The organism is Burkholderia sp. AU33423, assembly GCF_002223135.1.
GTDB lineage: Bacteria > Pseudomonadota > Gammaproteobacteria > Burkholderiales > Burkholderiaceae > Burkholderia > Burkholderia lata_D.
Genome location: NZ_NKFH01000010.1, coordinates 217,300 through 229,644, shown reverse-complemented (window position 1 = coordinate 229,644; position 12,345 = coordinate 217,300). Strand labels below are relative to the sequence as shown.

Annotated in this window: 10 protein-coding genes; 5 read left to right on the top strand and 5 right to left on the bottom strand. The window is 63.7% G+C overall.

Annotated features, from left to right (window positions below; all coding sequences use genetic code 11):
- Window positions 1-141 precede the first annotated feature (141 nt).
- Entirely contained in the window at window positions 142-1,023 is an 882-nt protein-coding gene (locus CFB50_RS36390; protein ID WP_089449232.1) for an endo alpha-1,4 polygalactosaminidase, read from the bottom strand.
- On the opposite strand from CFB50_RS36390, the gene CFB50_RS39335 reads away from it, so the two are divergent.
- The 3 genes from CFB50_RS39335 (at window position 1,022) to CFB50_RS36380 (ending at window position 3,811) form a co-directional block, all read left to right on the top strand.
- Window positions 1,022-1,420 (top strand): hypothetical protein, encoded by a 399-nt coding sequence (locus CFB50_RS39335; protein WP_144020755.1) that lies wholly within the window; start codon window positions 1,022-1,024, stop codon window positions 1,418-1,420. The two genes, CFB50_RS36390 and CFB50_RS39335, sit on opposite strands and share 2 nt — an antisense overlap.
- Window positions 1,421-1,794: 374 nt before the next feature.
- On the top strand, window positions 1,795-2,754 hold the full coding sequence (locus CFB50_RS36385) for a GNAT family N-acetyltransferase (RefSeq protein ID WP_373452995.1): 960 nt from the start codon (window positions 1,795-1,797) through the stop codon (window positions 2,752-2,754).
- 55 nt (window positions 2,755-2,809) lie between these two features.
- Window positions 2,810-3,811 carry a fatty acid desaturase family protein gene (locus CFB50_RS36380; protein WP_089449230.1) on the top strand — a complete coding sequence of 334 codons (1,002 nt, stop codon included), beginning with the start codon at window positions 2,810-2,812 and terminating at the stop codon, window positions 3,809-3,811.
- A 161-nt stretch (window positions 3,812-3,972) separates the two neighbouring features.
- Here CFB50_RS36380 and CFB50_RS36375 read toward each other — a convergent pair whose 3' ends face one another.
- The gene (locus CFB50_RS36375) at window positions 3,973-5,064 is read right to left on the bottom strand and encodes a glycosyl hydrolase (RefSeq protein ID WP_089449551.1); all 1,092 of its coding nucleotides are present in this window, start codon (window positions 5,062-5,064) and stop codon (window positions 3,973-3,975) included.
- Window positions 5,065-5,666: 602 nt separating this feature from the next.
- Here CFB50_RS36375 and CFB50_RS36370 point away from each other — a divergent pair.
- The gene (locus tag CFB50_RS36370) at window positions 5,667-7,070 is read left to right on the top strand and encodes a GGDEF domain-containing protein (RefSeq protein WP_089449229.1); all 1,404 of its coding nucleotides are present in this window, start codon (window positions 5,667-5,669) and stop codon (window positions 7,068-7,070) included.
- Between the two features lie 97 nt (window positions 7,071-7,167).
- On the opposite strand, the gene CFB50_RS36365 is transcribed toward CFB50_RS36370, so the two are convergent.
- From CFB50_RS36365 to CFB50_RS36355, 3 genes are all read right to left on the bottom strand, one after another.
- Complete coding sequence (locus tag CFB50_RS36365; RefSeq protein WP_089449550.1) at window positions 7,168-7,842, bottom strand: lytic polysaccharide monooxygenase; 675 nt, start codon at window positions 7,840-7,842, stop codon at window positions 7,168-7,170.
- Between the two features lie 607 nt (window positions 7,843-8,449).
- Window positions 8,450-9,487 carry a LysR family transcriptional regulator gene (locus CFB50_RS36360; RefSeq protein WP_089449228.1) on the bottom strand — a complete coding sequence of 346 codons (1,038 nt, stop codon included), beginning with the start codon at window positions 9,485-9,487 and terminating at the stop codon, window positions 8,450-8,452.
- A gap of 80 nt (window positions 9,488-9,567) precedes the next feature.
- Window positions 9,568-10,311, bottom strand: a complete 744-nt coding sequence (locus tag CFB50_RS36355; RefSeq protein WP_089449227.1) for an SDR family oxidoreductase — start codon at window positions 10,309-10,311, stop codon at window positions 9,568-9,570.
- Window positions 10,312-10,516: 205 nt separating this feature from the next.
- Here CFB50_RS36355 and pdxR point away from each other — a divergent pair, with 205 nt between their 5' ends.
- A complete protein-coding gene (gene pdxR / locus CFB50_RS36350; RefSeq protein WP_069250095.1) occupies window positions 10,517-12,058 on the top strand; it encodes a MocR-like pyridoxine biosynthesis transcription factor PdxR in 1,542 nt (513 codons plus the stop codon).
- Window positions 12,059-12,345 lie beyond the last annotated feature (287 nt).

The following is a 12,345-nucleotide window of genomic DNA, read 5'->3' as shown; positions in this document are numbered from 1 at the left end:
GCGCGGCCCCGCGCTCGGCGTCATGGGTCCGGCTGTGTCGGCGTTCGCCGGAAGCGGGCGTTGACGGAGGTCAACGGTTCGAAATCGTGCGGAACCGGCAGGCGCCTGGACGCGAGACGCCGGATCATCGCGGCACGCCGTTCACTCGAACCGGCACGCCGCGCGCGGCAGCGCCGCGAGCGTGTCGCTCGACAGTTTCAGAATGCCGTCGAAATTGGCCTGGTTGTCCGCCGGGCAGAAATCCGCGAGCGTCATACCGTCCGGACGCGTGTATTCGACATTGAACACGGCCTTGTTCAGCGCGACGAAGCTCGCGTAGTCGCCGCACTCGTGGAACCTGTTGCATTGCTCGTTGAGCGCCCAGTCGGCCACTTTCGCCATGGCGGCAGCGATACCCGAGCCGTTCTTGAGGCCCATCGACATCCCGCGATCGTGCGCGGCGGCGATCAGCGCCGTGTTGTACCGCAGCTGGTCGTCACGCGTCAGCGGAAAGCCGGTTTCCTGGCGATAGCTGTCGTCGAGGTCCGGCTCGATGCCGTCGCAACCCTTTTTCTTCGCCTGGTCGAGCCGCGCCAGCATCAGCGGCATCAGGATCGTGGTCTGGCGAATGTCCAGCCAGCGTTCGTGATCCTCGTATCCTTCGACGGGATTGCCGAGCACGCTGTCCGGAAACTTGCCGGCGTCGCCACGGGTGTCCTCCCGCCCGCCCACCTCCATGTAGCAGACGACATAGACGCCCTTCGCCTTCAGGCGCTGGATCGTGCCGGCATCGGTCAGCTCCATGTCGACGTCGAACATCTTGCGCGGGTTGTTCACGCCGTCGAGCACGCTCTCGTTGATCCGGTTGCCGTCGATCTGCCATTGCCAGCTCGTGCCGGGCACGAGCGGCTTCCACGCGGCGGCCTGCGACGCGCGCGCCGAGGCCGCTGCAACGGCGCTGCCGGGCACGGACGAATCGGAGTCGCCTCCGCACGCCGCGAGCAACAGCATCAGCACGAATGAAGCGAACGATCTTGCGGACATGACGAATCCTTTGCCTGTTGGCGGCTTGTCAGGATGCGAAGGGGTGAGGAAGACGCGTGCAGCGGGATGCGGGCCAAGGATCAGCCGATGCTGCGGTGGTACGGGAATGCGCGAGGTACGTGCGGATGGTAGGCGTGTTCGCCGCGCCCATCTGTTCCGATTTGTCGAATTTTGTGGGCGTGGTGGGCGCCGGCAAGCCGTCAACCTCGTGATGATCGAGAACCGCCGACGCTCGGCGACCGCAGCCGGAAAAATCGGAGTTTTTACGTTGAACACCGTTAACGCATCAAAAGCAAAAATAAAACAACTTGGTTTTTCAGAACCAGAAATTGAACCGATGTCACGACATCTTTATTTACAGCATTTCAATCACTCCAATGAATTATTCAATTCATGAAGGCAATTCGTGGATGCCACCTTCATCTCTTCAATCCATTTTCAGGCGACACGAGACACCCTCCCCGAGACCCGCCACACAAGAGGATATCAGCCATTCGCTTCATGACGTCACGCTCATTTTCGACAACCATCATCCTCATCATTCAAATGAAATAAACAATGAATAAATCGATTTAATTTGATTGACAATCAAACGCAAGGATAATTAAAGTCGTCGCCGACGGTGCGCGGGTCACCTCTCGATTCGCGCAACCACCCACCATCACCAGGGCAAGCAAGGCGATGAATTCAACTTACGGCAGCACCGCGGGCGGGATCAGCGTCGAGCCCAACGGCGCCCGCCACCGGCAACTCCGGATACGTCGCGGAACGGTGTCGGACACGTCGGGAATCTGCGCGCTGTTCGAACGGGAATACGGCGACTCGTCACACCCCTGTCTCGATGCGGGCTATGTGAGGCACGCCGTCTCGAACAAATCGGAACTGTGGTTTGTCGCCGAAGAGGAGACGCAAGCCACGATCGGTTGCATGAGCGTCAGCTACAACGCGCAGAATCGTTCGTGGGAATACGGCCGCGCGATGATTTCCCCGCACCATCGTCACCTGGGCGTCCTGTCGGCGCTGATGCAATCCGCGATCGACACGATTCCGGCCGCGGATCACGACCTGGCATTCGCGATTGCCCGCACCGATATCGCGCTGCGTGCGTTGCTGCGTCATCTCGATGGCGTCGTGGTCGGACACGACGGGTCACCCGACAGCGCGCATGGCGTGCGTGAACATCACGTCATCGCGCTCGAGAAATTCCGCTCGCCGCGCTTCAGGCATTGCCTGCCGCTCTCCCCGATCTTCCGCGAGTCCGAGATCCTGCGCAGCGCGATCCTCGAACCGCTCGGTGTCGCCGGTACGCCGGCACCGTATCCCGATACCTGTTTCTGGGGGCATGGGGACGAGTGTTCCGATGACTTCACGTTTCGTGTCGACGAGCGGGCCGATGCGATCTATCTCTGCCAGCATGCAGGCGGCCCGTTCATGACCGAGCGCGACGTCACGGGCGACCTGCTGCGTTTCCTGAAACGGCGCGGCACGACGACCTATGTCGGCGCGATCGTGCTCGCCGACAAGCTGACCCTGGTCAAGGCGATGCTCGAAGCCGGATTCCGGATCACGGCCTATTTGCCGGCGTGGCACTGGAGCCGCGGCGCGCGCTACGACTGCCTGCTGCTCGCCCGGCGAGACAACGGCTTCGCGAGCAAGAACGGACTCGACGCACACATCGACGTGCTCGATGCAGCCTACCGCGAGATCGGCCAACGCATCCTGTCCACCTGAGATCCGCGCCGGCCACGCGCCGCGCCCCAATCAATCCACTCAATCGAGGTAGCACATGACCCAAGACGAATGGCGCTCGGTCAAGGCGACATTGCCGAACGGACCCACGGGACACCTGACGCTCGCGCTCTGGTTCGCCGATGTCGCATTGCTTGCCGCTGCGTGGGTGCTTTGGCTCGCCGGCGGGCCCGGACGCATCGCCGCGCTCGTCCTCGCCACGCTCGCGCTGATTCACCTCTACCTGATCATGCACGAGGCACTGCACAACGCCGCATCGCGTACGCGCGCCTGCAACGAGGCCATCGGCCATCTCTGCGGATGGATCATCGGGTTGCCGTACCTGCCGCGGCGCAGAACGCATCTGGGCCATCACGCGTGGACCGCGCACCCGACACGGGATCCGGAGAATCGCAAGATGATCCAGAAGTTTTCCGTGATGACGGAACGCGGCGCGCGTACGCTCGAATTCATCTGGCGGCACTGGATCCCGATGATGGCGTTCAATCATTTCCTCAGCCACTGGATCGCACCGTTCCTGCAACGCGACACGCCTGCGCATCGCGCGAAATCGAATACCGAGATCGCATTCAGCGCGATCTACCTGGCCGGTTATGCGGCGGTCGGCGCGCTGGCATATCGTGCGGGCGTGCTCGGCAGCCTCATCGCGTTCTCGACGATCCTGTGGATCGTGTTGCTGATGGCCGTCGAACTGCTCAACCTTCCGCATCACGCCGAGATCCCGCTGCTGGCCGACGGCGCGGCACGCCCGCCGCTCTGGGAGCAGGACGTGGTGTCGCACAGCTGCGCCAACGTTCCCGTCTGGTCACGCTGGGTGATCCTGAATTTCAACCTTCACGTCGCTCATCATGCGTACCCATGGTTGCCGTGGTACGACCTGCCTCGCGCACAACGGCTTCTCGATGCAGTCTCGACGGCCGAGGCGCCGCGCCAGACCCACGAGTGGGCATTCGCCGTGACCAAGCGACGCCGGCCGCTGCTCGAACTGATGGGGCACTTCTTCGACAAGCGTGGCGCGTCGTCCCAGGGCGGACGCTGACCCACCGCCTGGGCGAGCGCATCCGTCGCGCGCCGGCGGCCCAGCCCTCGACGACAGCGGCGTCCGGTTGCCGGTCGCGGAAATCGGAGACCACGGGAAACGCCATCGCAATGCTGCTGATGCAGACGGCCCGCATGGTCCCCTCCGTGGCGCGGCTTCGTTCACCGGCCGGGCGCCAGGCCGTTGGCAAACCGGTTCGTATAACCGAGCGTACCGACACCGCCGATCGAATTGCACGTCGACGATGCGGCGCCGGGCGGACAATCGACGTCACGGTCGAACGACCAGAAGTGGACGCCCGCGAGACCATTCTGATTCACGAACTGCGCAACGGTGTCCGCATCCGCCGGCGTAAAGGTCTCGCCGACCACATCGTTGCCGCCGATCATCGGCGTCAGCTCGATCTGGCTGTACGGTACGCCCCAGTGATCGTGCAGGTTCATCGCCGCCTGGATCGCCGACTGCCCCATCTGGCAGGTGCCGTTCGCGACCACGCAGTTCCCCGCCCCGGCCGACCCGTAGTCCATCGTCATCAGGTCGATGGTGTAGTTCTTCAGGCCGGCCGCCTGAATCGCCTGCATGACCCAGTCGCCATACACGTTGAAGCTGTCGGGGGCGCTGGCGCCCCACGAGCTGGCCGTGGTCGCGCCCTGCTGGGAAGGGGCCAGTGTCGCCAGCGTGAAGCTGAAACGCAGGCCGGGATATTTCTGCTGGGCGACGGCCACGCGCCGGACGAGATCGTTGATCACCTGTTGCGTCTGCCCGCCCTCGATATCGAAATCGATTCCGATCAGGTTGTTCGATGCATAGCGATCGATGAAGGCCGCCATGCCCGCATCCGTCCCGCACGTGAACATGCCGGCCGCGCCGCCGGTGGAAATCACGTAATTCACATTGGCCGCGGTGAAAAGCGGCACATTGGCGGCCGCCATCGCGCCGCCGTCGACGCCCGCCCAGTTCTCGCTGCCGCATTCACCGGTCGCGAACGCGAGCGTCAGCGTACGGACACCGGTTGGCAGCACCGACAGCACCGGGCTCATCTGTCCGGTGACGTTCGTCGAGATGACGTTCGTGTTCCAGTTCATCGAAATCGTCGCGTCCTTGTACGGGCTATAGACGAATGCCGGCGCCGTGCCGGTGCTCGTCCCCGCCGCCGCGGCGGCGCCGGCGCCGAAAGACGCCCCTGCCAGCAGAAGCGCCAGCGCGCCCCTCACGGTCGATCGCTTCATGAATCCGGTTTTGTCGTTCTTCATTTTCATGCCCTCCATTCCGATTTGGTTCATGGTTTCCCCTTTTCGATTGACAAAGCTCCGCCCAGGTCGAATTCAAAAGAAATCAACCTTACAAATTGCCATTCGATGAAAAATTTCTATACTGATTCTGCTTTTTATATCAACGACGAAAAACGCCACGACTTCGGTCGATGTTAATGAAGCATGTCATCCACCACTTTCGTTCAGAACCGGATGTCCCCGACAACGTGATGCAAGCGGTATCGTTAAATCGTCACGCCGGCCCGAGATGGGGGGTCTGCCGCATGGTGGCCAATGTAGTAAAGCTTCAATCCGGCGCCCTCACTTCGTTTTGTTATACTACATAATTCTCAGTCAGCAACCCTGGAACCGATTATTTCCATTCATATCGAAACCCGAAAATATTCAGGCGATCACATTGCCATATTGCAATTGTCGCCATTCGATAATTCAAACAGATATCTCGCAGCCATTTGGCCGATTGTTTGAATCGGCGAAATTCAGATGACATGCTTTTGCCTCATCGTTTTGACGACCGACCCGCGATGACGTGACGTTGCCGTTCCCACCCTTGATTCATCCACCGAACCCGGAGGCCGAACATGACCGTCAATGTCGCCACCCAAGCGTCGACCCGCACCGCCGAACTGGTCACCCGGGTGTACGCGAGACTCCTGCTGGTCGGCTTCGCGCTGGCGCCTGGCTATCTGATCGCCTACCTGTCTTTCTTCCAGGATCCGTCGCTGAGATTCGAGAATCACGCCTTTCACGAACTGGCGATCGCGGCCGCCACGCTCGAAGGCGCGTTCGTCACATATGTCTGCTGGCGCTGCTATCGCCTGTCGGGCGAGCCGTTGCTGCGCTGGTTGACGCTGGGCTTTCTGGGCTTTTCCGTCATCTACGCGTTGCACGGCGCGTTCACCGGCATGGCGCATCACAATATCTGGCTGTTCCTGCTGTACGGACCGGCGTCGCGCCTGACCATGTCGATCCTGATCCTCGTCGGGCAGCTTACCTACAGTCACAAGGCCGACAGCGCGACAACCCGCGCCAATCCCCGCATCTGGTTACCGTGGCTCGCCCTGTTCGGGCTCGTCGACGTCGCGGTCGCCGTGATCGCCTACTCGCCGGTGGCCGGCCACCCGTGGGTACGCCTGTCGATGGAGGGCGGCGCATTGCTGCTTTCGGCCGTGAACGTCATCGCGCTGGTCATGCGCCGCATCCGCTCGCCGCTGATGACGATCTACGGCATTTCGGTCACCGCGTTCGCGCTCTCCTCGCTCGCGTTCATCCTCGGGCGGCCGTGGAATCACATGTGGTGGCTCGCGCATGCGATTTTCGCGGCCGGCTTCTTCCTGCTCAGTTTCGGCGTGGTGCAGGCCTTTCAAACGACCCGTTCGTTTTCGAAGATCTACAGCCAGGAAGAATTGTTTGCCCGGTTGAGGGAAGCGATGGCGAGAACGGAGCACGCGCTGCAGGCACTTCAACGGACCAACGAAAAACTCGAGCACCTGGCGGCCACGGACCCGCTCACGGGCGCGACCAACCGGCGGCAATTCATCGAAAGCGTCCAGGCGGAAATCAACCGCGCAAAGCGCCATGGCGCGCCGTTCTCGCTGCTCGCGCTCGATCTCGACCACTTCAAGGCGATCAACGACAGTTACGGCCATCAGGCGGGCGATCAGGTGTTGCAACGCTTCGTCGACAAATGCGCCGATGCGATCCGTCCGTACGATGGCGTGGCGCGGATGGGCGGAGAGGAATTCATGGTGTTGCTGCCGCAAGCCGCGCTGGACACCGCCCGGTCGATCGGCGAGCGCATCCGCGCGGCAATCGCGGACGCGCCGTTCGAAGCCGGCGTCGGCGAACCGGTCAAGGTCACCGTCAGCGTCGGCGCCTCCGAATTCGGCCGGGACGGCGAGACGATCGACGCGATCCTGCGCAAGGCGGACGAACGCCTGTACCGCGCGAAGCATCAAGGTCGCAACCGGGTGGTCGCCGGATAGCAGGTTGGCGTGCCGGTGCCGTCAACCGCGTCCGTGTCAGGCGTTCTTCACTCCATGACGCCCCGGCCATCGCCGGGCGCGCCATGTCGCAGCCGTATCAGAACGGACTGCGTGTCGAATCGCCATTGGTGAACGTCGCGTCGACGACCTGATAGAACGCCATCGCCGTATCCGCGACTTCCCAGACCGCGAGGATCACGTGGTAACCGCTACGCATCGGCAACCGGCATTGATGAATGGTCGGCTGCTGCGGCACCAGGTTCGCGTTCGGATCCCAGTAAGGCTGGCCGGGATTCTGGATCGTGCAGAACGGCGTGGGCTCGAACTGCGCGCGCGTCAGCTTTTCCGACGGGTTCCAGTCGGCGCGTGTAATGAAGTAGTTCCAGCGACGCGTCTTGTGCACGGCGCTGAATTCCCATTTGAAATTCTGCAACGCGCCCGGCCGCAGCGGGATCTTCTGCCAGCGGCTCGGCGACTGCTCGTTCAGCACGGGCAGCGGGCCATTCGTGCTGGCGCCGGCGATTTCGCCGTCCGGCGGCGGTGCGGCATTCTTCGCGTCGGCCGGCGCGAACGGATCGGACAGGCCGCTTTGCGTCGCCGGGAAGAACTTGCCGTTCTCCATCGCGTTCGCGTGCCACGCGTCGACGTGACAGTCCGGATTCTGCCCTTGCGTGCACAGCACGATGCGCGAAGGCGGTTCGGTCAAACGGCCGTGCGCGTGAGCACCGGCCGCCGCGACCAGCAGTGCCACGCCGGTCAGCGAGCGTGACATCACGGAAGCAGCATATCTGCGGATGATCTTGTTCATGAGCCCTCATGCCATGGATATCGGAACGGATATGCGCGCATCGCGCCTGCCGCAAGATCCCGGGCAGGGATGCCTGTCGACGCGTCGTCGCGCACACGGATCGGCAAAAGCGGCAGCCAGATGAAGCCACGGCAAGCGATGATTCATCGCCACGCTTTCTGACAAATCACTTTCACCGAACCGAACCTTATCCACAAAAATCGGAAAAATAAACGTCCCGCATGGATAGCTTTTTAATTTTAATCAAACACCTGAATCGTTTTCCATTCCGACCTGCTTTTATCCATATTTAAATCCGGATATTGAATAAATCGCCATTTCATTTAAAAATCCGATAGCGATCATTCGGCAGGTGGTTTTGCCCTTTGGCGCTCGTTGTCGAATATCGCGACGGGGCGTGGACCGATTACACAGGACCTGCGCTAATCACACGGCTGGCCTTGACTTCATCCGCCGCATTTCTCTCGCCAGGGGTCATCATTCCGTTCGCATTCCGAATGCTTCCGGATTGTCATTCGATCACCCGAGTGCGATGCCGACCGATTCGCCGACGTCTTCGTTCACGAATTCGTCAAGCAGCCAGTCCCGTCGATGAAGCAACCGTGAGATCCCGGTTGAACTGCGTCATGCAGTTCAGGTCGAGCGCGCGAATCTGCTCGGTCATGAAATCGACGAAGATGCGGATGCGCGTCGGCAGGTGTTGCCGGCTCAGATAGCAGATGTAATGGCCGCGGTCATCCGGCACATGCTTCGCCAGCGCGACGACGAGTTCGTTCGACGCGAGATGGTCGCGAATCTGGTAGCCGGCCATCTGCGCGATCCCCGCTCCGTTCAGCACCGCGCGCAATACCAGGTCCGTGTCGTTGAACGTGAGGCGCGAGGTCGGCAGGTACTTCCGCGGGCGGCCGTCGACATTGAACTCCCATTCGAACAGGCGTCCGCTCGCGAACCTGAAATTGATGCACGCGTGCCGGTCGAGGTCTTCCAGGCTCTGCGGCAGCCCGTGCCTCGCCACGTACGACGGCGCCGCGCAGAGCGCCATCTGCATCGGAATCAACTGGCGGGCGATGATGCTGGAATCCTCGATGCGCCCGTTGCGGAACGACACGTCGATCCGCTCGGACACCAGGTCGATCGGCCGGTCGTCGAGCAGCAGGTCGATGACGATGTCCGGGTACGCGTCCGCGAATTTTGCCAGCAGCGGCGCCACGACCTTCCTGCCGAATCCCACGGCCGAGCTGATGCGAATGAGGCCGCGCGGCGGCCCCTGCCGCAACTCGAGCATGTCGTTCATGGCTTCCACGATCTGCGCCACGCCCTGATGGCAGTTCTCGAAGAATCGCCGGCCCTCGCACGTCAGCTCGGTCGTGCGCGTGGTCCGCTGGAACAGCCGCGTGCTCAGCTGGGCCTCCAGCTTCTGGACGTTCCGGCTCACGGCCGGCCGCCCGACGCCGAGCCGTTCGGCGGCCTTGGTGAAGCTTCCCTCGCTCGCCACGGCAACGAATGCCAGGATGCCCGCATAGCTCGCACCAAAGCTCGCCGACAGGGCATCGGCACGACCGGTCAGGTCGCGCCGCACGCTGTACTCCGATGGTTCCGAATGATTCATTTCCCGCTGCCCCCATGCCAATCATCCCGATTGCCCGCTCTCCGCGGGTGCCCGCGAACCGTCACACGTGCGAACGCGAATCAGCCTCGTGCCAGCCACTGGTCGAGGCCGATGCGGCCGAGTCGCGCATTCCCGAGCGGCACCAGCGAGGTTTCCTCGACGCGGCCGCCGTAGTAGCGGGCCTCGCGATCGGTCACCACCGCGCGCGGATCGCCGACCGACTTCAGGTAGCGCGCGACGATCTCCGCGAACGGCGCGCGATCCGGGCCCGCGATCTCGACCGTGCCGTTCTGCGGCACGGCGAGCGCGATCTGCGCGACGAGCGCCGACACGTCTTCCGCGGCGATCGGCTGAAACAGGCCGTCGCCGATGCGGACCGTGCCGTCCTGCGTGCTGAAGTCCGCGATGCCGCCGATGAATTCCATGAATTGCGTCGCGCGCACGATCGTGTACGGCACGCCCGCCGCTTCGATCGCCTGTTCCTGCGCGACCTTGGCCAGGAAATAGCCGTTCTCCGGCATCCGGTCGCAGCCGACGATCGACAGCGCGACGTGATGGCGCACGCCCGCGGCCACTTCAGCCTTGCCGAGATTGCGTGCCGATGTGCGGAAGAAGTCCAGTACCGCCTGCGGCTCCCACGACGGCGCGTTCGTCACGTCCACCACGACATCCGCGTCCGTCAATGCATCGGTCAGCCCCTCTCCCGTGACGGTATTGACGCCGGTGCGCGGCGAGGCGGCCAGCGCCTGATGACCCGCTTCGGCGAGCAACGTGACGACACGCGAGCCGATCAGGCCCGAACCACCGATGACAACGATCTTCATCGCACAATCTCCTGACGAATGGATTTGACTGGAATGCGACAGGGCATGACAGGCGCCGGATCGGGAGAAGGCGGTCACGACCGTCGCATCGCGTGACGCAATTGTGGAAGAATCATGTCCTATCCATCAGTGCCAAGAATCGGCGATCGGACTAGTCCAAGCGGGATCCGATCCTGTCCCTGCGCTCATTACCAGAGAGGCCGTGATGTCCACGCCCACCCTTCCGCTGACCATCGAAATCGACCGGCAGCACCAGTTGCCGCTCTATCTGCAGATCTGCGAGCGGTTCAGGGCCGCGATCGCCGCCGGCCACCTGCGCCCCGGCGACCGCGTACCCGCGCTGCGCGGCCTGGCGACGCAACTGAACACGGCGCGCGGCACCGTCGAACAGGCGTACACGATCCTGGTCGACGAGGGCTATCTGCAAATGCGCGGCGCGGCAGGCACGTTCGTCTCGCCGTCCCTGCCGATCTCGCTGACCCGCACGTCGCCGCCGCGCACCGGCGCACCGACGAACCGGCCCGGCGAACAGGCGGGCCCGCCTCGGGCGTCGGCGCCGCCGGCCCCGTCGATCCCGCCCGCCGACATCCTGCCGCCGCGGCGCCCACAGCCGATCGCCGTCGCGCTGAGCGGCGAGCCGAGCCCGCTGCAACCCGGGCTCCCGGCGCTCGACGCGTTTCCGCGCAAGGTCTGGCACCGGCTCGTGTCGCTGCGCGCGCGCAGTGGCGAACGCGCGCTGCTCGGCTATCCGAATCCGGCCGGCTACCGGCCGCTGCGCGAACACATCGCCACCTATCTGACGCTGTCGCGCGGCGTCACCTGCGTGCCGGACCAGGTCTTCGTCACCGGCGGCTACCGCGCCACGCTGGAACTCATGCTGCGCAGCCTCGCCCGGGCGAACGATCGCGTGTGGTTCGAGGATCCCGGCTATCTGCTCGCCCGCGGCTTCCTGTCCGAGACCGGCGTGCAACTCGTCCCCGTGCCGGTGGACGACGAAGGGATCGACGTCGCGCGCGGCATGCAACTGGACCCGCAAGCCCGCTTCGCCCTGGTGACGCCGTCGCATCAGAGCCCGCTCGGGCATACGCTGTCGCTGTCCCGCCGCATCGCGCTGCTGGACTGGGCCGCCAGGACGTCGGGGTGGATCATCGAGGACGACTACGACAGCGAGTTTCGTTATCTCGGCCGCCCGCTGCCGGCGTTGAAGAGCCTCGATCGACGCGATCACGTGATTTATTGCAGCACCTTCAGCAAGGCGATGTATCCCGGCCTGCGGCTCGCCTACGCGGTCGTGCCCGAGCGCGCGGTGGAGCGGGTCGAGCGCGTGGCATGCAGCATGAACGCCGGTTCGCCGCCCCTCCTGCAGGCCGCCCTCGCCGATTTCATCGAACAGGGTCATTTTGCGCGGCACCTGAAGCGGATGCGCGCGCTGTACGTCGAGCGCCGCATGCTGATCGTGCACGCGCTGCGGCAGGCGTTCGGCGAGCGGCTGATCGTCGAATTGCCGGCGGGCGGCATCCAGTTCGCGGTGCAGTTCACCGACGGGCCCGACGGACCGGTCGACGACGTCGCCGTCGCAGCCCGCGCGCGCGACGCCGGCCTCGCGGTCCTGCCGCTGTCGATCTGGTACACGAACAGCCACACGCGGCAAACGCCGCGCGGCCTCGTCATCGGGTTCGCGAACATCGTCGACGCGGACGAAGCGCAACGTCACGCGCGAACGCTGCGCGCCTGCCTGGACCGCTGACGCGCGGCGCGCAACGGCCGGGCGCCGCGTCACGATCCCGATTGGTGCCCGAAGGGAAACATTGATTCGCCCGGGACGGCCATACCGCCGCCGATCGTGCTCCTCTAGCATGGAGCCGTTTTCCCGTAAGCCCGCCAGGGATCGTGCCGCACCGGAAGATCGCCGCATGGCTCGTGCGATCGTTCGCGCCACGCGTCCCTGGCAACGATATCTGCCCGGGGCCGCGCCGCCCCCGTTCGCAACAGCTTCGACGCACGACTGACCGGGAATCGAAGCGGCGCCGAACT